This window comes from Solibacillus palustris (genome assembly GCF_022549215.1).
Lineage (GTDB): Bacteria > Bacillota > Bacilli > Bacillales_A > Planococcaceae > Solibacillus > Solibacillus daqui.
Map to the genome: position 1 here is coordinate 99,633 of NZ_JAKZFC010000005.1, position 26,211 is coordinate 125,843.

The following is a 26,211-nucleotide window of genomic DNA, read 5'->3' on the forward strand; positions in this document are numbered from 1 at the left end:
TGCTGAATTTGGTAAGTATTTCAGCTGTAAACCTATCATACACGTATTAGTCAATTATGGTCAAATATAAAGTCTGCTTTTTAACAGTTGAAAACAATCAGTGCACTTTGTATAATGGGAATGCTAGATAAATATTATAATGTCCTCGTGGTGTAATGGATAGCACGTAAGATTCCGGTTCTTAAAATGGGGGTTCGATTCCCTCCGAGGGCGCTTATTCAATCGACATTTCTCACTATTTTTTCCATTTCGGCACGAATGGTTGTTAAGGGGATTTTTTACATGAATACGTTTCCCGCTTTCGGATAAATTAAACATTGGAAAAACTCTTCAAATACTTAATTTCTTTATTATTATGAGAAATAATACTTGAAAAGTGTGTCGAAAATTAGTAAATTAGTAAATGTCGTGTTAATGGTGAAAGTTGCTAATTAGAACAAATAATCAAAGGCACTACACACTGTTATTAGGTCCATTCGTGGGCACCATTTTACTGTTTTAATATACTTTTTATAGCTGTTGTAAAAAATCGAATTGTAGTTTTGAGTTTTTACAACGGAGAGTGAAGTTTTACTAGGATAAAAAGATTCACTGTACCGTTTCTTTTTATCCTAAATTCATTCTTTTCAATAATTCATTCAAACAAATAACATGAAGAATTCAAAACTGTTTCAAAAGCACAATGCCGAAGAAACAGTTTTTTTGTGTAAAGAAATAAATACAGGCACTAAAAAATCCGTCTTGCAATTTTGGACAGGACGGATTTTGGGGGATGTTTGTTATATATTAAAAGGCATTAGCTGAATTTGCTTGTGATAGGGCATGATTTGCAACTTTTAATACAGCATTCACTAGAACATCAGCCCCTTTTGAACATGCCTCATATGAAGTAAATTCATCTTCGCGGTGACTGTAGCCTTTTGCACTTGGTACGAAAATCATTGTAGAAGGGATAAATTGTGCGATAAATTGCGCATCATGACCAGCCCCACTAAATATATGGTGGCGAGAATAGCCTAATTCTTCGGCACTTGCTGCTACGGCATTAATTACTGTAGGAGCAAAATAGACCGTATCACGATTCCATAATTTCGTATATTCAAGCTGACAATTTTCAATTTCTTTTGGTAAATCAAAAATAATTTGTTCTACTTGTTGAATAACTGTAGGGTCTTGATGGCGGGATTCTAATGAGAAAGTTACATGGCTTGGAATGACGGTGTGAATATTTGGATAGGCGTTAATACGACCAATCGTATAAACGAGATCCTCAGGAAGCTGCTTTAATTTATTTTGTAAGATCGAAATAATCTGCATCGCGGCAAACATGCTATCCTTACGCATGGAAATAGGGGTTGTACCTGCATGATTGGATTCCCCAGTTAAAGTTATGTCATAACATACCATTCCTAGAACACCTTCTACAACACCAATTTCTTTGTTGTAATGCTCCAGAACGGGACCTTGTTCAATATGAAGTTCCAAGTAGGCATGCGCTTTGGTTAAACGATTTACTTCTTCGCCTTTATAGCCACTTTTTTCTAACGCATTTTCAAATGTTATACCTTCGCGATCGATTGAAGCTAACATTTTCTCCTTCTCGAATTTTCCTGAAAGCACCCCAGAAGCCATTAGTGAAGGTTCAAAACGGGCGCCTTCTTCGTTTGTAAAATTCACAATTGTTAAAGGATGATTAAGTTCAATATTAGCATCGATAATCGTTTCTACTGCTTCTAAAGCCGTTAATACGCCAAGAACGCCGTCAAAGCGTCCGCCTTTAATAACGGAATCTAAATGTGAGCCCATCACGATAGGTAAGTTATTTGTTTTACAAGGCAGTGTTGCATACATTGTGCCCATGTCATCAACTGTAACGATCATTCCAAGCTGCTCGCAAATAGATTTTAATTTGTCGCGCGCCATAATATCTTCAGCAGAAAGACTTAAACGTGTGACCCCATTATTTTCGGTAGCACCAATTTGACTAAATAACTCAATATTTTTTTTAAGTCGTTCACGATTCGTTTTGAACAATGGTTAACCTCCTTTAAAGTCAGCAATTCATTTTTACTATATCATTATTATAAAATATGTTTGTATATACATATTGTAAAATATTACAATAATAGCATGTACAATATGTAAATTTTGAGGGGGGTCATAAATGTTAACGGTTCAAGAGGTTTTACAGCGAAAATATTTTGAATGTTCCAAAGTAGTTGCAGGCAATACTGGCTTAAGCCGTGTCATTAAATGGATACACATAATGGAAGTTACCGATGTGAAACAATTAATAAAGGGCAATGAATTACTACTGACAACTGGAGTCGTTTTAAAAGATAACGAGAAAGGATTTCTTCAATTTGTCCAGCAATTGAGCGATTTAGGTGTGGCAGGACTTTGTGTGGAGCTTGGCATGTATATAAAAGAAATTCCTGAAAGCGTCAGAAAGCTAGCGAACCAATTGGATTTCCCCTTAATTATTTTTGAAGAAATTGTGCCGTTTGTTGAAATTACACAGGATTTACATACAGTTATTATTCATCATCAATACGATATTTTAAAACAGTTAGAAGACTATTCCCAAAAAATTAATAAATATGTTTTAAAAGTAAATGATAAAGTAAAGATCCTTCAATATATGCAAAAGTATTTAAATGTAAATGTATTTTTTGAAATAAATACAGGAGCAAGCCTATCAATCCCGGATAAAAAAACTGAAAATTCAAAAGATTGCATTGTGAAGCTAGGAGATAAGTACCGTGCGAGCAATGAATTGAATATATTTGATCAAGCGTATGGCACCGTCTATATTTATTCAGAAAGAAAGGAAATTACCGATTTAGATATTTTAATTTTGGATAGAACGGTCGTTACTTTGTCTCAATTTGTTTTAAGAGATTTATATATTGAAGAGAAGCTCGAAAGTGAGCACCGTAAATTTTTCGAAAAATGGTTAGAAGGGAAAAATAGCAATGAAGAAATGGGCTATTTTTTAGAAGAAATTGAACGTAATTTAACACAAAATGGTTGGTTAGTTATGATTCATCAACTACGAAAGGAAAACAAAAAGACGGATTTAACAAACTATAAAATTAATTTGCGCCAATCCTTACAAAAAGAAGGTTTTTATACGTTTATTGTCGAGCAGTCGCATTGTTTAATTTTTATTTTAAGTGATTTATTGCAAGAAAATACGTATAAGGAACGCATGAAACGTGCGATGGATGAAATTGTGAATCAATACCGACTGGATACATTATTTGCGGTAGGAAAATATGTGTACAACTATAATGAGCTGACCGAAAGCTATCAAACGGCGCAAGATTCCTTACAAATAAGGATGAAAAATATGAAGCTTTCTTATTTTTATGATGAACTGACACTTTATCACATGGTGAAAGTTTTACAAAATAATTCGATTCTGATGCAAATGGCCAATGAAAAAGTAGAGAAGCTTCGACTGTATGACCGCAAGCATAATAGTAACTTAATTCAAACATTAAATATGTATTTGCAGTGTAATGGCTTAAAGAAAGAAACTGCCGAAAAATTATTTATTGTTCGTCAAACGCTTTATCATCGTCTTGAAAAAATTGAACAAGTAATTGGTAGTGATTTCATGAATTACGAAAATCGTTTATGCCTTGAAATTATGCTATTAATGACAAAACAAAATCAGGTCAGAACGAAAGAATGAGCTAAATGTGAAATACGTTGAAATAATTGTTTTACACAATGTATAGTGCCCTACTAATTCTAATAAGAGAAAATAAGTGTAAGTGTTGAAAATTAGGAGGGATGTTCATGAGTCAATCAGTTGAGTATAACTGGAAAGCAAATGATGAAAAATACGTATGGCATTCAATGAAACCTTATAATCCTGAAGCAACTTTCATTGTTGAACAAGCTGAAGGCGCTTGGGTGACAGATATTGATGGTAACAAATATTTAGATGCAATGGCAGGACTTTGGTGTACTAATATTGGGTATGGACGTAAGGAAATGGCAGAAGTAGCATATGAACAGATGATTAAAAACTCCTATACACCACTTTCTTATGGTCATACACCATCGATTTTATTAAGTCAAAAAATTAGTGAATTATTAGGCGATGAATATGTTGTCTTTTATTCGAATAGCGGTTCCGAGGCGAATGAAGTAGCATTTAAAATCGCTCGTCAATATTATCAACAAAAAGGTGAAACAAATCGCTATAAAATTATCTCTCGTTACCGCGCGTATCATGGAAATACAATGGGCTCGCTTGCAGCAACAGGCCAAGCACAACGAAAATATAAATATGAGCCGCTTGCACCAGGCTTCCTACACGTTGCACCACCTGATCAATATCGCAATCCTGAAGAGATGCAAAATAATGATCCAACGACATTACCAAGTGTCAACACAATTGATCAAACGATTACGTGGGAAATGTCAGAAACAGTGGCTGCCGTTATTATGGAGCCAATCATTACGGGTGGCGGTGTAATCGTACCGAATGAGGCCTACTTAAAAGGTGTGAAAGAAGTATGTGAAAAGCATGGTACGTTGCTCATTGTTGATGAAGTAATTTGTGGCTTTGGTCGTACAGGTAAAGCTTTCGGATTCCAAAATTATGGAATTAAACCGGATATTGTGACTATGGCTAAAGGGCTGACGAGTGCCTATATGCCATTATCTGCTACAGCTGTACGTCGTGAAATCTATGAACAATTCACAAGCAATGGAGACTACGAGTTTTTGCGTCATGTAAATACATTTGGCGGCTCGCCAGTAGCGTGTTCAGTTGCTTTAAAAAATATCGAAATTATGGAACGTGAAAATTTATTTGAACAATCTGTAAAGCTAGGTACAGAACTGATGCAATACTTACAGAATAATTTAAATGACCACCCATATGTTGGAGATATTCGTGGGAAAGGTTTGTTGCTAGGAATTGAGCTTGTTGAAGATAAAGCAACGAAAAAACCATTAGATATCCATAAAGTAAATGCCGTTATTGCTTATTGTAAGGCAAAAGGATTAATCATTGGGAAAAATGGTGTGACCGTTGCGAACTTTAATAATGTTTTAACATTATCCCCACCACTTTCAATTACGTTTGAAGAAATGAACTTTATTGCCAATACATTTATCGAAGCTGTAAACAGCATTAAGTAAAAGGAGGAATTTCTCATATGGCAGAAGCGGTTTCAGTAAAAAAATTAACGCATTTCATTAATGGGCAATTAGTAGAAGGTAAAAGTGGTAATTATGCAAATGTATATAATCCATCAACGGGTGAAGTGATTGCAGAAGTGCCACTTGCAACTGCCGAGGAAACGAGTGAAGCAATTGCCGCGGCTGAGGCTGCATTCCCTGCATGGCGTGATATCGCCGTTGCTAAACGAGTAGAAGTTATCATACGTTTTCGTCAACTCATAACAGAAAACATAGATCAGTTACTAAATATCATTTGTACAGAAAGCGGAAAAACTTTAGAAGATGCGCGCGGTGAAATTATTCGTGGATTGGAATCCGTTGATTTAGCTATTGGAGCGCCGCATTTAATGAAGGGGGAATACTCTGTCAATGTAGGCGGTCAAATTAATTCGTATTCGGCAAAATATCCTTTAGGGGTTGTTGCTGCGATATCGCCGTTTAACTTCCCAATTATGGTTCCGTTAGCGCAAACTTCGATGGCTGTAGCTGTTGGGAATGCCGTTATTTTAAAGGCTTCTGAAAAAGTACCGATGACAGCGTTATTTGTCAGTGAATTATGGAAAAAGGCGGGCTTACCTGATGGCATTTGGACAGTAGTAAATGGTAGTAAAGAGGCCGTAAATGAACTATTAGAAAATCCATCGGTGCAAGCAATTTCATTTGTAGGTTCAACGCCGATAGCGAAATATATTTACGAGACTGGCTCAAAATATGGAAAGCGTGTAACTGCACTTGGTGGTGGTAAAAATAATATGGTTGTCATGCCCGATGCAGATATAGAGCAAGTAGCAAATGCATTTATCGGAGCGGCATATGGAGCGGCCTCTCAACGCTGTATGGCCATTTCTACAATTATGCCGGTTGGCGAAGAGACGGCAAATAAATTAGTAGCAATTTTAAAAGAGAAAATTAGTAAGTTAAAAGTCGGTAGTTATACCGAAGAAGGAACAGATTTCGGTCCGGTCATTTCGAAAGAATCCAAAGAGGGAATTTTAAAAGCGATTGATCGAGCGGAGCAGCAAGGGGCAACGGTGGTCAATGATGGGCGTACATTAAACATGGCGGAAAATTCAAATGGTTACTTTGTAGGTCCCACATTATTAGATAATATTACAACGGAAATGGATATTTTCGAATTAGAAGTATTCGGTCCCGCTCGAAATGTTGTGCGCGTAGCTTCTTTAGCGGAAGCAATTGCTGTCATTAACTCGCAAGAATTAGCAAATGGTGTAACGATCTTTACGAATGACGGTGCAGCTGCACGCAAGTTTACAACCGAAATTGACGTAGGGATGGTTGGCGTAAACGTGCCAATTCCAATACCAGTAGGTTACCACAATTTTGCCGGTTTCAAAGGCTCTCGTTTCGGTGAAGGCCATATGTTTGGACCAGATCAAGCCCGCTTTTATACGAAAACGAAGACGATTTCAGAGCGTTGGATTGAAGTAACAGAAAAAACCGAATCTACATTTGCCTTCCCTAGCAATAATTAAATAGATGGATTGAAAAGGAGCATATGCTTTATTACATTTTGGATAAGTAATAATGGAATTGCTCCTTTATTCATTATTACTTTTACAAAATGTCCACAATTTAATATAAATTACATTACGTAGTGTATATTAAATCGCAACAATCCATCTTGTAAAATTAAAATTACTATTCACAATGAGTATTTTCTAATACAATATTTGGAATGAAGTACACGCAGATAAAATAATTCGTTCTGCTACGCTACGGGGCATGCTTTCCTGGGGGGGTGGCTCCAAAGCGTTGACAAACGCTTTGCGACGAGTAACCGCAGGAGCAACTTTGTTTTTTTCCGCGCACGCTTTATCCCCAAGGAGTCCGCCCCTTCTCTTAGCGGCACTCTACTATATAACTAAAGAGGGCTTTTATTACAAAGCTATTTAATGAAGTGTGCTGAATTAATCTTAGTTATTGAAATAAAGTCTACTTTCATCTAAAAATGGTTTTATTTTAAGACATTCAAAATAGCTAGTTTTTATTTACAGAGATAACATTTAATTGAAGATACAATATTGTAAACAGCGACATATTTTATGTATCCCCGCCGCCTCGCGAATGCGCAAGCGGCAGCATTGGACGCTTTTAACTAAATTAAAACGCAACATTTTAGTATGGCGGGCATTGCATGCGGCATTAAAGACAGTAGTATGGACACGTACCACGTGGCCATAATGCGGTCATGCCGTAGCCCGCCAAAAAAAGTAACACTGTAATTAATCCATTTTCTGTTAGTGAATTTGCTCAACGTTAGATTATTATTCAAAATATAAAACATCTTTCCCTCATTCTATGAAATTGTTCTTGCTAAAAATATTTAGTAGTACGCTTTCCCGCAAAAGTTATTTAAGCTTTAGTTCACATCAGATTTGTCCAACGTATGGATATTATCAAAATTCTTTTCATAAATATATTTAATTGCATAAAGTGAAATTTTCTTTGCTCGACGGGATATTCTTCATCTTATTTCGAGCATTAGCTTTCACCAAGCGTGCTTATAGGGATAGTGGATCCCTCATTTAGCTGTCTCCAAACACTTATCATTTTAAGTGGGCGCATTAATGTAGGATAAGCACATCATTGATAGTCTGAATATTTTGTATTCTGTTGTTTTATCAATTCTTTAATAGAGTTTTTGATAAATAATTTTAGCAACTAGGAGGAGAAATTATGAAGAAAATCGTAACTGGAGGAACTATTGTAACGGCTGCCGATACGTATAAAGCAGATTTATTAATCGAAGACGGGGTAATTACGCAAATTGCACCGAGTATACAAGAGGAAGATGCGGAAATTATTGATGCTTCAGGAAAGCTTGTTTTCCCAGGAGGAATTGATCCGCATACCCATTTAGATATGCCTTTTAATAATACCGTTACCGATGATGATTGGGAGTCAGGGACGATTGCAGCAGCATTTGGAGGAACGACAACAATTATTGATTTCTGTATTAGTGCCGGTTCTCCTACTTTAATGGATGCCATTGATACATGGCATAGCAAATCGAAAGAAAAGGCGGTTATTGACTACGGTTTCCACCTAATGATTGGTGATTTAAATGAGCAACGTCTAAAAGAATTACCTGAAGCGCTAGAACGAGGCGGGATTAGTTCAATTAAAGTATTTTTAGCATATGCAAAAGAATTCCAGGCAACAGATCGTACATTATTCCAAGCATTTAAAGTTGGAAAAGAGCTAGGTGCAACGGTAATGGTGCACTGTGAAAATGGCTCGGTTATTGATGAGCTAGTAGAAGAGGCGAAAGCGAAAGGCAATACAGCTCCAATTTATCATGCATTAACGCGTCCTCCAGAAGTAGAGGGAGAAGCGACAAAACGTGCGATTGAACTTGCAAATTTAGCGGGAGCGCAATTATATGTTGTACATGTTACATGTAAAGAAGCCGTTGATGAAATTATTTCAGCGCGCAATAAAGGCTACAATGTTTTAGGTGAAACATGCCCGCCTTATTTAGTGTTGGACCAATCAGCATTAGCAAAGCCGGACTTTGAAGGGGCAAAATATGTATGGTCACCACCTTTACGCCCGAAAGAGCATCAGGAAGTATTATGGAATGCATTGAAAGCGAAGCAACTACAAACAATTGGTTCAGATCAATGCTCTTTCAGCTTTAACGGCAAAAAATCATTAGGGAAAGATGATTTCTCGAAAATTCCAAATGGAGGGCCATTTATTGAGGATCGCTTCTCTGTTTTATATTCAGAAGGCGTAGAAAAAGGCCGAATTTCAATTAATGAATTTGTTGATATGATTTCTACACAGTCCGCAAAGATTTTCGGATTATTCCCGCAAAAGGGAACGATTGCGATTGGATCAGATGCCGATATTGTCTTATTTGATCCGACAGTTAAACGTACGATTTCAGCGGAAACGCATCACATGAATGTGGACTATAACGCATTTGAAGGGTTGGAAGTAACAGGTGAACCGACAAGCGTTTTAGTACGTGGTGAATACGTAATTAAAGAAAAAAAATTCGTAGGTAAACTTGGAAGTGGCAAGTATATCCGACGAGAAGTAAAGAACACAACTAAAGTATCTTCATAAGTATTGATCCCACTAGACAAGTAATAACAAATCACACTGGGGAGAGGATTGTTATGAAAATGAGTAATGATTTATCAAAAAACTTTGAAGAAATGTTTGGTGGCTTAACAACATATACCGCAACGGTTGAAGCAAATCGATGTTTATATTGCTACGACGCACCTTGTATTCAAGCCTGTCCAACAAGTATTAATATTCCAAGCTTTATAAAGAAAATTGCTTCGAATAATATGAAGGGTTCTGCTCGCGTCATTATGGAGTCAAATCCTGTAGGTGCAAGTTGTGCGAGAGTTTGTCCAACAATCGAGCTTTGTGAGGGAGCTTGTGTATTAAATAGTGAGGAAAAACCAATTCAAATTGGTCATTTGCAACGCTATGCAACTGATTGGCTACGTGAATCGAACGTAAAATTATTTACACCACAACCGCAAAATGGTAAGAAAATCGCAATTATCGGGAGTGGCCCCGCAGGTTTATCTGCCGCACGTGAATTGGCGTTATTAGGATATGCCGTAACGATTTATGAAGCAGATGAAAAAGCAGGCGGTTTAAATTACTACGGTATTGTTTCATTCCGCTTACCACAAGATGTCGTTGAATGGGAAGTGCAGCAAGTACAAAACCTAGGTGTAGAAATAAAAACAAACACAAAAATAGGGGAAGATGTGCTCGTAGATGAACTACTTGCCAATTTTGACCGCATTATCGTAGCGGTCGGGATGGGGAAAGTACCGATGCTTGGCATTGAGGGTGAAAACTTAGAGGGCGTATATGATGCGATTGATTATGTAAAAGAATCAAAAGCTACATTTACTGATAAGGTAGTAGGGAAAAAAGTAGTTGTCATTGGTGCTGGGAATACAGCGATAGATGCTGCAACCTGCTCGGTCCGTTTAGATGCGGAGCAAGTGCAAATTGTTTACCGTCGTACCTCCAAAGAAATGACGGCCTATGATTTTGAATATGAATTTGCCAAACTGGACGGTGTGGAATTCAGATGGTTATCACTACCTAAACGAATTATTGGCAATGAAAATGGTCAAGTCATTGGAATGGAATGTGTGAAAATGAAGTTAACAGATATAGAGAATGGAAAAGGAAAGTTAACGGAAATTCCTAACTCTGAATTTGTCATTGAAACAGATGCAGTCATTCGAGCAATTGGTCAAACGAAACATTATGAACTGATTGAGCATTTAGGATTAGCGAATACACGTGGTGTGATTGATGTAGACATTAATAGTTTGAAAACATCAAATCCGAAAATCTATGCTTGCGGTGACGTTATTTATGGCAATGGCTATGGTGAAGCAACGGTCGTGTCCGCGGCGCAACAAGGAAAAGATTCGGCATACGCAATTCATAATGAACTGAACGCAAAATCAGAAATTGCATAGGGGGTTTTCAAATGGCAGATTTATCGATTAATTTCGCAGGCATTAAGTCACCAAATCCATTTTGGCTAGCATCGGCACCACCAACTAACTCGGGTTACCAAGTGCAAAGGGCGTTTGAGGCAGGCTGGGGTGGCGCAGTTTGGAAAACATTGGGGGATCCTATATTAAACGTTACATCACGTTTTGCAGCTGTTAGTTTTAATGGACAACGAGTTGCAGGCTTTAACAATATTGAGTTAATTACAGACCGTCCATTAGAAGTGAATTTAAAAGAAATTTATGAAACAAAGAAACGATTTCCAAATCATGCGATTATTGCGTCGTTAATGGTTGAACCAAAGGCTGAAAAATGGCATGAAATCGTTAAGAAAGTACAAGCTGTCGGTGTTGATGGCTTTGAATTGAATTTTGGTTGTCCACATGGAATGGCCGAACGCGGAATGGGCTCCGCTTCAGGGCAGGTGCCAGAACTAGTAGAAAAGCAAACTTATTGGGCAAAAGAGTATGCTGAAGTTCCGGTAATCGTGAAGTTAACACCAAATATTACAGATATTACCCTAACAGCAGAAGCGGCGATTCGTGGTGGTGCAGACGCCATTAGTATGATTAATACGATTAATAGTTTAGCCGGAGTGGATTTAAACTCTTGGAATACGATTCCGCATGTCGGAAATAAAGGTGCACACGGAGGTTATTGTGGACCAGCCGTTAAACCGATTGCACTAAATATGGTAGGGGAATGTGCTAGAAACCCATTAATAAACGTACCGATTTCAGGCATTGGTGGAATATCAAATTGGCAAGATGCAGCAGAATTTATTTTGATGGGTTCTACAAGCGTACAAATTTGTACAGCAGCCATGCATCATGGATTTAGTATTGTAGAAGATATGATTGATGGTTTAAGCAATTATTTAGATGAAAAAGGCTTAGCTTCAGTAACGGATTTAGTTGGAAAAACAGTCCCGAAATATTCGGATTGGGGGGATTTAGATTTAAATTATAAAATTGTCGCAGAAATTAATAATGACATCTGTATTAATTGTAATAAATGTCATATAGCTTGCGAAGATACTTCTCATCAATGTATCGATTTGTATTCGGAAAATGGGCGTCCAATGTTAAAAGTTCGAGAAGAGGACTGTGTTGGTTGTAATTTATGCTCCATTGTTTGTCCGGCTGAAGGTGCAATTACGATGAAAGAATTACCTCGTACACAAGCAACAATGACATGGAATGAAAGACAATCATTACTTGCAGGATTCAGTGCGAATAATTCAAATGTTGTCCGTTAATTAGTTTAAAGAAATCTAATTAAATGAGGTGTAGCATGTCAAAATCCAAAAGTTCAAGTGATAATTACTTAAAGTCTCCTGATTTACTGCCTATTAAGTATGAAAACCGTAATATAGGGATGTTAGGTTTTGGTGTAATTTGGGTGGGTATGGCCATTGTATTAGCAGCATTTGCAATCGGTGCTGGAGGTATTATTAATTTAAGTATGCCAATGTTAATATTGGCGACATTAGTTGGGTCTGTATTAATCGGAATATTTATGGTAATTATCGGTGATATCGGTGTAGAGCATGGTTTATCGTTTCCGGTATACATGCGGGCTCCATTTGGTACAATCGGAACCCATTTACCATCATTTGCCCGTGCATTTACCGCTTCATGTTGGTTTGGTATTAATACGTTTTTTGGTGCTGCCGCAATAAATGGAATTTTAAATATTTTGATTGGTTTTGATAATTGGTTTGTATGTTTCATCGTATTTGCCGGGTTACAATTGCTAAATGTATCATTGGGGATTAAGTCGATCGAGCGTTTTGCAGATTTCGCAGCGCCAATCATTATCTTCATCTCGATTTGGATGTATTTACAATTGTCTGCCGAAGCAAAGGAACAAGGAAAGGCAGTATGGTCTTGGGTGGAAGCACCACAAACAGGCTTTGAACAGTTTACCGCATTTATGGTTATCGCAACAGCAATTATGGGCTTTTGGGCGACATTGGCTGCCGATATGCCAACGCTTTCTCGTCACTTTAAAGCACCAAAATATGAACGCAACTGGTTCAAACGAAATAAAACGCAATTATTAGGTTCTCTTGTTGTTCAACCTGCTTTTAATACATTAATGGTTGTAATCGGAGCGGTATGTTATATGGCAACAGGCTCGGGTGACCCAATTAATGCACTCCAGCAGGCAGCGGGTGGATTTGTACTTGTAATGCTATTATCGATGATTGTCTTAGCTCAATGGTCGACAAATACTTCTGCAAACGTAATTCCAGCAGCTACCATTTTTTCGAATATCGGCGGACCAAAAGTGCCTTTCTGGGTAGGGGTAGTTATTGCAGGGATTGTTGGAACGGTTGTTCAACCGTGGAGTTTGTTCGATATTTTAAATAGCGTGCTCCTTATTATTGGTGGTATTTTATCTTCTATTGTCGGTATTTTATTTGCGGATTATTATTTACTTCGAAAACGTCGTGTAAATGTAAAAGATTTATATGAAGTAAATGGGCAATATCGTTATTTAAAAGGTGTAAATTTAGCGGGACTTATTGCTTGGATTATTGGTGGGCTGATCGCTAATATTTGGCCAGCGTATTCTTCATTAATCGGCTTTTTTGTAGGTGCTGCCATTTACTTTATTTTAGCGAAGTTCTGGTGGTTCAAAAAGTATCCGCAAGCTGAAATAGTGAATCCAAGTGATGAAGATTATTTAGGAATTACAACGGGACGCAGCTGGGAGATTGATGTGGAAGCAGAACCAATTAATGTTCCATCAACAGTTTCTACAGAATAACATGTCAAAGAGGTGGGATTATGTCAGAATTTCAGTTTGTCGAAAAGGAAGTTCAGCAAATTGATCAACTACTTGCGCAAAACTATATTTTCACAAATATTACCGAAGACTTAGAGGGCGCATATGTTACATTTATGAATGAAGAAACGAAAGATGAGATAATATTGCATATTAAAATGGCAGAGTCGAGAAAATATTTTTCTTCTAAGTTACATGAACAACTAAATAAGTAACTTTGAAAACTAGTACTTTTGTCGAGAATAAAAGTACTAGTTTTATTGTGCCCGGAGTGTACAACAACTCAGTGGTATAAGCCCACTACAATCTTGGCAGTAGGAACTGTGGATGTTCATGGTGAAGTGGATTAGGTTCAGAAGAAAGAAGATTCTTCATTAGCTACGTTAGATAAAAATTACAAAAAGAGCATGCGCCTTTATTTTGTGCGCATGCTCTGTATTTTTATGGCAAATAGAAACTTTTGATTAAATCATCCGTATACTTGGTAAGAGAAATGATTTTAGTTTGGCATGTTTTTCGCTTTTTGTGCTTGGCCGTACCTATTGAGCATTGCGTTCATATCTTGCTCAGATAATTGTGGTACTTGGTAAAAACCTTTTTTGTTTTCGTAAAGTGAAACTTCATACGCCATTTCGATGCAGTTGGGGACAGAATCTTGTAAAACCCTGCGTACGACTGGATTTGTTGTTTCGAGTGCAGCAGCAGTTTTACCTGTTGCACCAGCTTTATGACAGCCTAACATGAAGCCTGAAATGACAGCATCATTTATCTCGCTTGCAGCAGTCATTGGTGCTTTCGGGGTACCTGGTGTCAAGCCATATTTTGTGTCATTACCCATTTGCATATTGTAGCTACGAGTTGGATGCTGTGGGTCATGGCCTGTTTTGTATGCCTCCATCGTAATATTGTATTCATCAAGCATGAAAGCGTACTGACGATCCATAATATTTAATAGCTCACTATCTTGTACATGGTCGCGTAGTAGTACATATTGATTCAGTCCGGCGATCATGGAACTAAGTACTTCGTGAACATCAAGTAACTCGTGGGCACCGTGGTTCTGCGAGAAAGGCATTTGATTGTCTTGAGATTGTGATGATTGGGTATACATTTATAAACCTCCATTTTTAGAAATTTCGTACGTTCTTATTGTGGAGAATAAAAAATTTTTTATACGTAATTTTCAAAGAGAGGGTGTTTGTTATGCATGTGAAAAATCAAAAGGGAAGTGCGTTACTCATTGCGCTCATTGCAATTGTAGCGATCGTCGTTATTGCGGTAGTAATGATTGTGCCAAAATATAACAGTTTAGTAACAGGTGAGGAAAAGGTGGAAGCTACTTGGGCGCAAGTTGAAAACCAATTACAACGCAGATTTGATTTAATTCCCAATTTAGTAAATACCGTAAAAGGCTATACAAGCCATGAGGAAGAAGTATTTACACAAATAGCTAATGCACGTACAGAATATGGAAATGCCAATACAATAGAAGAAGCCGCAGATGCAAATAATGATTTATCTTCTGCATTGTCGCGCTTATTAGTCATTGTAGAGAATTATCCAGAGTTGAAAGCGAATGTACAATTTACACGTTTAATGGATGAACTGGCTGGAACGGAAAATCGTTTAGCGGTTGCACGTAAAGATTATAATGATACTGTTCAAACGTTTAATAGTGATGTACGTCGCTTCCCAAGTAACTTGATTGCTAGTATGTTTGGTTTTGAGAAAAAAGATTACTTTGAAATTAAAGAGGGTGTAAAAGAGTCGCCATCTGTTGATTTTGGAAGTGGTGAGTAATTTGAAAAAAGAGGAAGAAGAGCGTAATCGTAAAATACAGGAAGCTGCAAACTATTCCTATGATAATAGCTCGTATGATTCACGCTCGAATAGTTCGTATTCAGGTGGAGGAGGCAGTTTAGATCGCAGCTTCTAAAGGGGGAAGGGCATATGAAAAAGCTATTGTTATTGGCATTATTCTTAGTCGTAATGCCATTACAAACATTTGCGATAATTCCACAAAAGCCCGCTTATAATTCGTATGTTTATGATTACGGAAATGTTATCTCGGATGACGTTGAGCAAAAATTAATTCAAGCAGCAAAAGCACTTGAAGGATCAACAGGAAATGTCATTGTGATGATGACGATTGATACGATTGGTGGCTTGGAACCGTATGAATTTGGAACAGAAACAATGCGAGCATGGGGCATTGGTGACGAAAAGCTTGATAATGGGATGCTCATTTTTGCCACAACAGAGCAAGGCAAAGGACAAAATGATATATGGATAACTGTCGGGGATGGTCTAGAAGGGACTTATCCAGACGGTTTACTTGGGAGTATGATTGATACGTATATGATGCCGTATTTAGCAAATGGAGATTATACGGATGCTTTCGCCAATATATTTTCGCAGTTTTATGAAGAAATGGGTGGAGATGCAAGTGGTGTAGATTTGGTAAAGCCTATTTCATCGAATGATGGTGAAGGAATTTCAATTGGTTTTATTATTTTCATTCTCATTGTTTATTTCATTATTACGAAATACGGTGGTGGCGGTGGTCCAGGTGGGCGCAGACGTACTGCACGTCGTGTTTATCGTAATAGCGGCTACCCAGGAGGATTTGGCGGTGGTTTCGGTCGTGGCGGTTCATCAGGTGGCTTCGGCGGCTTTGGTGGCGGTGGCTCATCTGGCGGCGGCGCGGGTAGGAAGTTTTAACTTGATTCAGCGGGGTTCAGACCCCGGCTGAATAGGGGAACGAAGACTAAAAACGTCACGTCCTGTGACAACGCCTTCGTGATCAACTTTGTGTTGACCTAATGCCCCCGGCGGATGTCACAGTTTGTTTAGAGGAGTTTATCGAGGAGTCTCAAAAAAAATCTGGACGAAAGTTAGCCTGGGCGTAATTGATTAAAATGCGTAGCGTCTTACTGAAATATTTCGGTAAGATGCTTTTTATTCGAATAAAATTCACATACTTTTTAAAAGGATATTCGATACAATAATATAAAAAGGAGAGTTTATAATGATTGTAAAATTTTATTCGCGACCAAACTGCGAGCTCTGCATCGAAGGCTTGCATACATTAAAGATCGTACAGGAGGATATTCCTTTTACGATCGAACATTATGATATAGAAGGCAATGATGAAATTCATGAAAAATATATGCTGATGATTCCCGTAGTTGAAAAAGATGGGGATATAATTCAGTACGGACAATTAGATTATGTAACGTTGTTAGATGCGCTAAGTGAATAGTCATTTAGCGTAAAAAACATCTTTTTGCTCGAAATGACGAGATCTTAGTTGCAAATAAGTATGATTCATTTTATAATAACAGCATAAATTATTTTTTTGTCTTAAGTGGGACTTAAAAATAGTTAGTGGGGCAAAATTTGTCCTATAAGTGTGAGTAGGTGATTTTTTGGACAATGTAACATTTTTTGAAGCTGAGCGTAAATTGATGCCTGAAATCGATGCTTTGTTTCAAAAGCGCTTTCGAATTTTACAGACTCTTGCAACATTTGGTCCAATAGGTAGACGTGCATTAGCAGAGCAACTTCTTATGACCGAGCGAGATGTACGTAATGAAATAACGGTACTGAGTGAACAGCACCTCATATCTGTTCAGAAAAAAGGCATGTCCTGTTCGTCAAATGGTTATGAAGTATTAGAACAGCTTTCTGAATTGTATCGTGAACTGTCTGGAATTGTTGCGAAAGAACAGCAGCTAGCTCAACAGTTTGGTATTAGACGTGTTGTCATAGTTTCTGGAGATGTCGAGAAAGATAGTACGGTAAAACAACAGCTAGGCAAGGAAGCGGCACAAATCATGCTCGAAATTGCGCAAGGTAAGGATAAAATCGCTGTTACTGGTGGAAGTAGTGTGGCATCTTTAAAAGAATATTTAGTGCCAAATACAGTGCTTAGTGAAGTCGAATTTCTTGCAGCACGGGGTGGTATGGGCGATGAAATGACATTCCAAGCCAATACAATCGTTGCAAAATTCGCAAAAAAAACCGGCGCAACCTATCGCACCTTATTCTTACCAGAGCATTTAAGTGCACAAGCTTATGAAGCGATGAAACATGAGCCGATCATTAAAGAAATGATTACACTTTATGAACAGGTAAATATTGTTGTTCACGGAATTGGTGCGGCACATGAAATGGCCCAACGTCGAAATAGCTCACAGCTAGAACAGCAAGCACTTGATGAAAAGGGAGCAGTTAGCGAAGCGTTTGGCTATTATTTCAACGAGCAAGGAGACATCGTGCATCATATACGTACGATTGGTATTCAGCTTGAGCAAGTCAATAAAGCACGTCATGTTGTTGCGATTGCAGCAGGGCATAATAAAGCGACGGCGATTCAAGCGTATTTTAAAAACGCAGCCGCGCAATCGATTTTGATTACAGATGAACAAACCGCAAATGCAATACTTTCAAAATGAAACTGTTATTAAGAGTATGTATATCTTCATTTAACGAGTGTTCAATGCATGAAAGAGTGACATACTGTTTAAATAAAAAACTTATTGGAGGAATTACACATGGTATTAAAATTAGCAATTAACGGATTTGGACGAATCGGACGATTAGTGTTCCGTGAAGCGATGAAGCATGAGGAATTTGAAGTAGTTGCAGTAAATGACTTAACAGACGCTGGTCAATTAGCGCATCTTTTAAAGTATGACTCAGTACACGGTGTATACGATGCAGATGTGCAAGCAGAAGAAAACGCATTTATTGTCAATGGTAAACAAATTCAAGTGTTTTCAGAAAAAGATCCTGCCAATTTACCATGGGGTGAGCTTGGCGTAGATGTAGTATTAGAATGTACAGGTAAATGGCGTTCTCTGGAAGAAGTGTCTCGCCACATCCAAGCAGGTGCGAAAAAAGCGATTCTTTCAGCACCAGCAAAAGGCGATATGCCAACCTACGTAATGGGTGTTAACCATACAGATTACAATCCATCTCAGGATGTCATTTCTAACGCATCTTGTACAACAAACTGTTTAGCACCTCTTGCAAAAGTGTTAGATGAAAAGTTCGGTATTAAACGCGGAATGATGACAACTATTCACTCATATACAAATGACCAACGCATCCTTGATTTCCCACACTCTGACCCACGTCGTGCGCGTGCAGGTGCGGTATCGATGATTCCAACAACTACAGGCGCGGCGGTAGCAGTCTCGCAAGTATTACCTCAATTAAAAGGGAAATTAGACGGCTTCTCTATGCGTGTACCAACACCAAATGTATCATGTGTGGACTTAGTTGCAGAATTAAACACAGATGTAACATTAGAAGAAGTGAACGGTGCGTTAAAAGCAGCAGCAGATGGCGAGTTAAAAGGCATTTTAGCGTATAACGAATTACCGCTTGTATCGATCGACTATAACGGTAATCCAGCTTCTTCAACGATTGATGGCTTATCTACAATGGTTATGGAAAGTCGTATGGTAAAAGTGGTTTCTTGGTATGACAATGAAATTGGCTATTCAACTCGTTTAATGGATTTAGCATTATACATTGCAGGTCGTGGAATTGAGAAAGCATAATTTTCGTCTAATTAAAACGAATGCTTAGATTTGTTTAATGTGACATACTTTTTATAAACCGAAGAAAAAGTGTGACATAATACAAGTTATTCGTCATAAAAAGTATAGCCTTTAATTTCAGAACGACTTATAATATATAAGGGTAAAGAGCGGCAGGGAATTACAATTACCCGAACCGCTCTTTTTTTTCGGAAAAACCTTATTAATAAGGGCAGTGCAAGACAGTACTGCTGAATTTTGATACTATTTAAATTGGTGGATAGGAAAGTACAAATTTTTCAAGGAAATCCACATAAAAAAAGACATCATTTCTCGCTATTTTGGCGTGAAATGTGCTTTTCTAAAACTAACACATATTAGTAACAGATAACGATTACTGGAATCATAATTGAAGGAGGATTTTCTTTATGTTTTTAAAGAAGTCAATGAACGATGTAGATGTAAAAGGGAAACGCGTATTTGTACGTGTGGATTTTAATGTGCCGATGGAAGCGGGTCAAATTACTGACGAAACACGTATTCGTGCAGCAATCCCAACAATCGAGCAATTAGTAAACGCAGGTGCAAAAGTGATCTTAGCGTCACATCTTGGCCGTCCAAAAGGCGAAGTGAACGAAGAGATGCGTTTAACGGCTGTTGGTACACGCTTAGCAGAAATTATGAACAAGCCTGTTACAAAGTTAGATGAGTCAATCGGTGAAGCAGTTGAAGCATCAGTAAATAACATGCAAGACGGCGATATCGTGCTACTTGAAAACGTACGCTTCCATAAAGGGGAAGAAAAAAATGATGCAGCATTAGCACAAGAATTTGCTAAATTAGCAGACCTTTATATTAATGATGCGTTCGGCGCAGCTCACCGTGCACATGCTTCAACAGAGGGAATCGCGAAGTTCGTTCCTGCAGTATCAGGTTTACTAATGGAAAAAGAACTAGACGTACTTGGTAAAGCATTATCAAATCCAGAGCGTCCATTTACAGCGATTATCGGTGGCGCAAAAGTTAAAGATAAAATTGGCGTAATTGAAAACTTATTAGATAAAGTAGATCACTTAATTATCGGTGGTGGCTTAGTATTTACATTCGTAAAAGCAATGGGCCATGATATCGGTAAATCATTATTAGAAGAAGATAAAATTGAATTAGCAAAAAGCTTCATCGAGCAAGCAAAAGCAAAAGGTGTTCAGTTACACATGCCAGTAGATGCAGTAGTAGCAAACGAATTCTCAAAAGATGCACAAACACAAGTAGTAGCAATTGATGCAATTCCATCTGATTGGATGGGTCTTGATATCGGACCAAAAACAGCTGAAAATTATGCAGAAGTAATTAAAGCTTCAAAATTAATCATTTGGAACGGACCAATGGGTGTATTCGAAATGGAAAAATTCGCGAACGGCACAAAAACAGTTGCCGATGCAATGGCTGTAACAGAAGGCTACACAATTATTGGTGGCGGTGACTCAGCAGCAGCAGTAGAAAAATTCGAAGTAGCCGACAAAATGGATCATATCTCAACAGGTGGCGGTGCGTCATTAGAGTTAATGGAAGGTAAAGCATTACCTGGTATCGTCGCGTTAAATGATAAATAGGAGGGATTCTTGAATGCGTAAACCAATCGTAGCAGGAAACTGGAAAATGTATAAAACATTTGATGAGGCGGTTGATTTTGTTGAAGAGATTCAACAAGCAATACCTTCTCCAGAAAAGGTAGATGCCGTTATTTGTGCACCAGCACTATATTTACCTACATTAGTGGTAGCGGCAGAAGACTCGTCTTTAGCAATCGGTGCGCAAAACATGCACTTTGAAGATGAAGGCGCATTTACAGGCGAAATCAGTCCAGCAATGCTGTCAAACATCAATGTAGACTATGTCATTTTAGGGCATTCAGAGCGCCGAGAACTATTTAACGAAACAGATGAAGCAGTTAACAAAAAAGTCCGTGCAGCCTTAAATCACGGAATCGTGCCAATTATTTGCTGTGGTGAAACATTAGAAGAGCGTGAAGCTGGTTCTACAGAAAGCAAGGTTGCGGGTCAAATGACAAAAGCGTTAGAAGGTTTCTCAGCGGCTGAAGTAGAGCATATGGTTATTGCTTATGAACCAATTTGGGCAATCGGAACAGGCAAAACAGCAACAGCAGATGATGCCAATGCAGTGTGCGGTTCGATTCGTGCAGTCGTAGTAAACTTATATGGCAAAGACACAGCAGAAAAAGTACGCATTCAGTACGGCGGTAGTGTAAAGCCAGAAAATATCGAAGAATTATTAGCAAAAGAACATATTGATGGTGCATTAGTTGGTGGTGCAAGCTTACAACCTGCGTCATTTATGAAATTATTGGAGGCGGCAGCAAATGCCTAAACAACCCGTAGCACTCATTATTTTAGATGGTTTTGCCTTTCGTGAAGAAGTGAAAGGGAACGCTGTTGCACAAGCCAACAAACCAAACTTTGATCGTTATTGGAGCACTTACCCACACGCAACACTAACTGCGAGTGGTGAAGCTGTTGGTCTACCAGATGGCCAAATGGGGAACTCTGAAGTAGGGCACTTAAATATTGGTGCAGGCCGCATTGTGTATCAAAGCTTAACACGTATCCATAAATCGATTCGCGAAGGCGATTTCTTCCGTAACGAAAAGTTTTTAGCAGCAGTAGAACATGCGAAAAAGCATGGTTCAAAATTACACTTAATGGGCTTACTATCAGATGGTGGGGTACACAGCCATTATGAGCATCTGTTTGCGCTATTAAAAATAGCAAAAGCAAATGGTTTAAAAGATGTATACGTTCATGGATTCTTAGATGGTCGTGATGTTGGTCCAACAACAGCGCGTAAATACATTTTAGAAACAGAAAAGCAAATGACCGAAATCGGTGTAGGAAAATTTGCATCGATTCACGGTCGTTATTATGCGATGGACCGCGACAAACGTTGGGAGCGCGTTAGCTTAACATACAACGCGTTAGTGGACGGTATCGGTCACACTGCATCAACAGCTCATTCGGGTATAGAATCTTCATATGAGCGTGAAGTAAATGATGAGTTCGTTATTCCGTTTGTACTTACAGAAGAAGGTGCACCAGTTGCAACAATTAATACGAATGATGCAGTAGTCTTTTTCAACTTCCGTCCGGACCGTGCGATACAATTATCAAAGGTGCTTACGAATGAAGCGTTTGACGCGATGCCATTATCAGAAAAGCATCCAAAAAATTTAAAATTCGTGTCATTCACGCATTATAGTGACGATGTGGTCGCAGATGTTGCGTTTGAAAATGATAACTTACTGAACACAGTTGGTGAAGTCATTTCAAAAGCAGGGAAAACGCAGCTGCGTATTGCCGAAACGGAAAAGTATCCGCACGTAACATTCTTTATGAGTGGCGGTCGTGAGGAAACTTTTGCAGGCGAGGAGCGTATTTTAATTGCCTCACCAAAAGTTGCAACTTATGACTTAAAGCCAGAAATGAGTGCCTATGAGGTAACAGATGCCTTACTTGCTGCGATTGCAGCGGATAAGTTTGACGGCATTATCCTAAACTTCGCGAATCCAGATATGGTAGGACATTCAGGTATGCTAGCGCCAACTATTAAAGCAATAGAAGCGGTAGATGTATGTTTAGGTCGCGTGGTAGATGCGATACTAGCAAAAGGTGGTCAAGCGATTATTACGGCCGATCACGGGAACTCAGATGAGGTTGTGACAGTAGATGATCAACCAATGACAGCCCACACAACAAACCCAGTGCCAGTCATCGTAACAAAACCAGGTGTTCAGTTACATGAAGACGGTATCTTAGCAGATTTAGCGCCAACAATGCTTGCGCTAATGAATATTGCGCAGCCTGCTGAAATGACAGGTAAATCATTAATTATGCCAAACGAACAATAGTTTTCGTACGGTTGATTATATAGGTAGTTTAAGTTTTACATTACCATCTAAATTTATTTACAGAGGAGATTTTTATTTATGCCATTCATTACTCAAGTATATGCTCGTGAAGTTTTAGACTCTCGCGGTAACCCAACAGTAGAAGTAGAAGTATTCACAGAATCAGGTGCTTTCGGTCGTGCCATCGTGCCATCTGGTGCATCAACTGGTGAATATGAAGCCGTAGAATTACGTGATGGAGACAAAAGCCGTTACTTAGGTAAAGGTGTTGAGAAAGCGGTAGAAAACGTAAACACAATTATCGCTGAAGAATTAGAAGGTCAATATTCTGTATTAGATCAAGTAGTAATCGACCAAGCGTTAATCGAGCTTGACGGCACAGACAACAAAGGTAAATTAGGTGCAAACGCAATCCTTGGTGTATCTATGGCAGTAGCACATGCAGCAGCTGATTATTTAGATATTCCTTTATACCAATACCTTGGTGGCTTCAACTCAAAACAATTACCAGTACCAATGATGAACATCATCAACGGTGGTGCACACGCAGATAACAATGTAGACATTCAAGAATTCATGGTAATGCCAGTAGGTGCAAAATCATTTAAAGAAGCATTACGTATGGGTACTGAAATCTTCCATAACTTAAAAGCGGTATTAAAAGACAAAGGCTACAACACTGCAGTAGGTGATGAAGGTGGTTTCGCACCAAACTTAGGTTCAAACGAAGAAGCAATTACAGTTATCATTGAAGCAGTTGAAAAAGCGGGCTACAAAATGGGCGAAGAAATCCGTATCGCTTTAGACGTAGCATCTTCTGAGCTTTACAACAAAGAAACTGGCAAATATGTATTAGCTGGTGAAGGTGTAGAAAAAACATCTGAAGAAATGGTTGCTTGGTACGAGGAGTTAACTTCTAAATACCCAATCATCTCAATCGAAGACGGCTTAGATGAAAACGACTGGGCTGGTCACAAATTATTAACTGAAAAAATCGGTAACCGCGTTCAATTAGTAGGTGACGATTTATTCGTTACAAACACAGCAAAACTTTCTCAAGGGATTGAGCAAGGTGTTGGTAACGCTATTTTAGTTAAAGTAAACCAAATCGGTACATTAACAGAAACATTCGAAGCAATCGAAATGGCTCAACGCGCTGGCTATACAGCAGTTATCTCTCACCGTTCAGGCGAATCTGAAGATAACACAATCGCTGATATCGCAATCGCAACAAACGCTGGCCAAATTAAAACAGGTGCTCCTTCACGTACAGACCGCGTTGCGAAATACAACCAATTATTACGCATTGAAGATCAACTTGGTGTAACTGCACGCTTTGAAGGCATCAAATCTTTCTATAACTTAAACAAATAATTTTTCGGCGCTCGGGGATTTAATTTCCTCGGGCGTTTTTAATTATTAGAGCTAGGATATTAGGAGAAATGGCGTTTTTATTAGAAGAAAATGTGTATTTATTAGAACAAACGCTAGATATATTAGAACTTTTTAAGGATATATTAGAAGAAATGACATACATATTAGAATAAATCGCAATTATATTAGAAAATCACGTAAAACTTCCATTAATTCACCAACTATCAGGAATGATATAAAATGCGCCTTTATTAGTGCCATGTTTTTCTAAACCTAATTTCCTTAACATTTTTGATGCTGTGTGTATGCAGGGGATGTTGAAAAACTCTCGAAACTCTTTATTCGTAATTCGAGGGCTTATTAAAATACGATAATGAACTAAAGATTCAATAATGGCATCTTTATTTTTAGTTTGACATATGCTGCATTCAAAATAACCCTGTTTATAATACATTACATTTAAATATTGGCATTGCTTACAGAGGACACCTTTACGAAGGCGATGCTTTTCAATTGTGCGACGAGGTGGGAGCTGCTTATAGAGCAGTGCAAAATGATTTTGCAAAATGGATAAATTTGCTTGAGGCTTGGGATGCTGTTCATATAATTTTTCTAGATAGTAGGGAACGCCACTAATATGCATAATTGGATAATCCATTAAGGAAGAGTCCAGTTTTGCACGTATATTTGCAATTACAACCATGTAATAGACGGGAATCGATATTTGCCACGTTTTTAACAAATACTCGATAAATAATTGATGACGGTAGGCTTGGTCGAAGGGGTTTGGGAAGTTTTCTTGGAGGTTGGATTCAGAAACTCGATAAAATTCATGTAACGCAGGTTTATAAAACAATGTGCCCGAAATTTGCTTTACTTCGAAAATAACAATAAAATGTGCCGTAACGAGCAGACCATCTATTTGGTGCGTATAGCCGCTAGCGTTTACGCATTCAAAATTATAATAAATGCGTCCCTTACTTCTAAGATTGTAGTCTGATATCACGCGCTTCAATTTTTCCTCACCCGCTAGCCCAGCATTTAAACGATAAAGCTTTTGCTGAAATGTGGTAACTTCTAAATCGTCGGGATTCAGGCGTTTATTGACGGCATCGATAAAAAAATAATGTTTAGATTTTTGCATGTAGTTCACCTCCTTATGACCAATTTACAATAGAGAAAGAGTTTTAACAAGTTGCCTAATTTGATAAAAATTATAATCCAAGATCTAATTCCAGAGACATAAAAATAAAGCCATTATCAATGGAGCTAAAGTATTTTATTCGTTTTTAATTAAGTGGTCAAAAGGAATTTTTGCTCTATGGATATCAGGCCAAAATTCTAATATAGGCAATCCATATCACAGTGAAATTCCGTTTGTTACTAACAAAAAATAAGCAATAATCATTCTGGGGAAAGCGGCATCTGTAAATAATTATCCACAGGAGTCAATCTGGTGTTCTTTGGAAAGAAATATTGTAAAGATGAGTGGATTTTGCTATACTGATTTGTATTGTGACGTCCATAACTAGGAGGTGGAGCAAATGCATACATTATTAATGGTATTACTTATTATCGTAGCCCTGTCTTTAGTTGTTGTGGTATTACTACAATCAGGTAAGAGCGCAGGTTTATCAGGTGCCATCTCTGGTGGAGCTGAGCAACTTTTCGGTAAGCAGAAAGCTCGCGGGATGGATTTAGTATTACACCGCGTAACGATTGTTCTTTCTGTATTATTCTTCGTATTAGCATTAGCTATTACAAAATTCTAATCGAATGAATCTAAGTCGCCTAACCGAGCACATTGCTTTCGGTTAGGCTTTTTCTTTTAGTCCACTT

The 26,211-nt window shown here is 38.1% G+C and carries 22 protein-coding genes and 1 tRNA gene; 20 read left to right on the forward strand and 3 right to left on the reverse strand.

Going from position 1 to position 26,211, the window contains the following annotated elements; genetic code table 11:
- The first annotated feature begins 141 nt into the window (after positions 1–141).
- A tRNA-Arg gene (locus LZ480_RS13390) sits at positions 142–213 on the forward strand.
- Positions 214–786: 573 nt separating this feature from the next.
- Here the strand turns inward: LZ480_RS13390 and LZ480_RS13395 are convergent.
- Positions 787–2,034 (reverse strand): Zn-dependent hydrolase, encoded by a 1,248-nt coding sequence (locus LZ480_RS13395; protein ID WP_241369992.1) that lies wholly within the window; start codon positions 2,032–2,034, stop codon positions 787–789.
- 130 nt (positions 2,035–2,164) lie between these two features.
- On the opposite strand from LZ480_RS13395, the gene LZ480_RS13400 reads away from it, so the two are divergent.
- The 8 genes from LZ480_RS13400 to LZ480_RS13435 all read left to right on the forward strand — a co-directional run bounded on the left by LZ480_RS13400 (position 2,165) and on the right by LZ480_RS13435 (position 13,742).
- Entirely contained in the window at positions 2,165–3,700 is a 1,536-nt protein-coding gene (locus LZ480_RS13400) for a PucR family transcriptional regulator (RefSeq protein ID WP_241369994.1), read from the forward strand.
- 107 nt (positions 3,701–3,807) lie between these two features.
- Positions 3,808–5,163 carry an aspartate aminotransferase family protein gene (locus LZ480_RS13405; protein WP_241369996.1) on the forward strand — a complete coding sequence of 452 codons (1,356 nt, stop codon included), beginning with the start codon at positions 3,808–3,810 and terminating at the stop codon, positions 5,161–5,163.
- Positions 5,164–5,180: 17 nt separating this feature from the next.
- Positions 5,181–6,698, forward strand: a complete 1,518-nt coding sequence (locus LZ480_RS13410) for a CoA-acylating methylmalonate-semialdehyde dehydrogenase (RefSeq protein ID WP_241369997.1) — start codon at positions 5,181–5,183, stop codon at positions 6,696–6,698.
- 1,204 nt (positions 6,699–7,902) lie between these two features.
- Positions 7,903–9,300 (forward strand): dihydropyrimidinase, encoded by a 1,398-nt coding sequence (gene hydA / locus LZ480_RS13415; protein ID WP_241369999.1) that lies wholly within the window; start codon positions 7,903–7,905, stop codon positions 9,298–9,300.
- Between the two features lie 59 nt (positions 9,301–9,359).
- A complete protein-coding gene (locus LZ480_RS13420) occupies positions 9,360–10,697 on the forward strand; it encodes an NAD(P)-dependent oxidoreductase (RefSeq protein WP_241370218.1) in 1,338 nt (445 codons plus the stop codon).
- Positions 10,698–10,708: 11 nt separating this feature from the next.
- Positions 10,709–11,992, forward strand: a complete 1,284-nt coding sequence (preA, locus tag LZ480_RS13425) for an NAD-dependent dihydropyrimidine dehydrogenase subunit PreA (RefSeq protein WP_241370001.1) — start codon at positions 10,709–10,711, stop codon at positions 11,990–11,992.
- 35 nt (positions 11,993–12,027) lie between these two features.
- Entirely contained in the window at positions 12,028–13,509 is a 1,482-nt protein-coding gene (locus tag LZ480_RS13430) for an NCS1 family transporter (protein WP_241370003.1), read from the forward strand.
- A 20-nt stretch (positions 13,510–13,529) separates the two neighbouring features.
- Positions 13,530–13,742 carry a hypothetical protein gene (locus LZ480_RS13435; protein WP_241370005.1) on the forward strand — a complete coding sequence of 71 codons (213 nt, stop codon included), beginning with the start codon at positions 13,530–13,532 and terminating at the stop codon, positions 13,740–13,742.
- 284 nt (positions 13,743–14,026) lie between these two features.
- On the opposite strand, the gene LZ480_RS13440 is transcribed toward LZ480_RS13435, so the two are convergent.
- Positions 14,027–14,638, reverse strand: coding sequence for a spore coat protein (locus LZ480_RS13440; protein ID WP_241370007.1), 612 nt, complete (start codon positions 14,636–14,638; stop codon positions 14,027–14,029).
- A 92-nt stretch (positions 14,639–14,730) separates the two neighbouring features.
- Between LZ480_RS13440 and LZ480_RS13445 the strand changes: the two genes are divergently transcribed.
- The 10 genes from LZ480_RS13445 (at position 14,731) to eno (ending at position 24,372) form a co-directional block, all read left to right on the forward strand.
- Positions 14,731–15,327: a LemA family protein gene (locus tag LZ480_RS13445; RefSeq protein WP_241370009.1), complete on the forward strand. Its 597-nt coding sequence runs from the start codon at positions 14,731–14,733 to the stop codon at positions 15,325–15,327.
- 1 nt (position 15,328) lies between these two features.
- A complete protein-coding gene (locus tag LZ480_RS19910; RefSeq protein ID WP_255731447.1) occupies positions 15,329–15,463 on the forward strand; it encodes a hypothetical protein in 135 nt (44 codons plus the stop codon).
- 14 nt (positions 15,464–15,477) lie between these two features.
- A complete protein-coding gene (locus LZ480_RS13450) occupies positions 15,478–16,248 on the forward strand; it encodes a TPM domain-containing protein (protein WP_241370011.1) in 771 nt (256 codons plus the stop codon).
- A 307-nt stretch (positions 16,249–16,555) separates the two neighbouring features.
- Entirely contained in the window at positions 16,556–16,789 is a 234-nt protein-coding gene (locus LZ480_RS13455) for a glutaredoxin family protein (protein ID WP_241370012.1), read from the forward strand.
- Positions 16,790–16,955: 166 nt separating this feature from the next.
- Entirely contained in the window at positions 16,956–17,984 is a 1,029-nt protein-coding gene (locus LZ480_RS13460; RefSeq protein WP_241370014.1) for a sugar-binding transcriptional regulator, read from the forward strand.
- 99 nt (positions 17,985–18,083) lie between these two features.
- Positions 18,084–19,097, forward strand: a complete 1,014-nt coding sequence (gap, locus tag LZ480_RS13465) for a type I glyceraldehyde-3-phosphate dehydrogenase (protein WP_241370016.1) — start codon at positions 18,084–18,086, stop codon at positions 19,095–19,097.
- Between the two features lie 407 nt (positions 19,098–19,504).
- Positions 19,505–20,689, forward strand: coding sequence for a phosphoglycerate kinase (locus LZ480_RS13470; protein ID WP_241370018.1), 1,185 nt, complete (start codon positions 19,505–19,507; stop codon positions 20,687–20,689).
- Positions 20,690–20,702: 13 nt separating this feature from the next.
- A complete protein-coding gene (gene tpiA, locus LZ480_RS13475; protein WP_241370019.1) occupies positions 20,703–21,464 on the forward strand; it encodes a triose-phosphate isomerase in 762 nt (253 codons plus the stop codon).
- On the forward strand, positions 21,457–22,998 hold the full coding sequence (gpmI, locus tag LZ480_RS13480) for a 2,3-bisphosphoglycerate-independent phosphoglycerate mutase (protein ID WP_241370021.1): 1,542 nt from the start codon (positions 21,457–21,459) through the stop codon (positions 22,996–22,998). Before tpiA ends, gpmI begins: the two co-directional genes overlap by 8 nt.
- A 78-nt stretch (positions 22,999–23,076) precedes the next feature.
- A complete protein-coding gene (gene eno, locus LZ480_RS13485; RefSeq protein ID WP_241370023.1) occupies positions 23,077–24,372 on the forward strand; it encodes a phosphopyruvate hydratase in 1,296 nt (431 codons plus the stop codon).
- A gap of 214 nt (positions 24,373–24,586) precedes the next feature.
- Here eno and LZ480_RS13490 read toward each other — a convergent pair whose 3' ends face one another.
- Entirely contained in the window at positions 24,587–25,516 is a 930-nt protein-coding gene (locus LZ480_RS13490; protein ID WP_241370025.1) for a nuclease-related domain-containing protein, read from the reverse strand.
- Positions 25,517–25,916: 400 nt separating this feature from the next.
- Here LZ480_RS13490 and secG point away from each other — a divergent pair, with 400 nt between their 5' ends.
- Positions 25,917–26,144 (forward strand): preprotein translocase subunit SecG, encoded by a 228-nt coding sequence (secG, locus tag LZ480_RS13495; RefSeq protein WP_241370027.1) that lies wholly within the window; start codon positions 25,917–25,919, stop codon positions 26,142–26,144.
- Positions 26,145–26,211 lie beyond the last annotated feature (67 nt).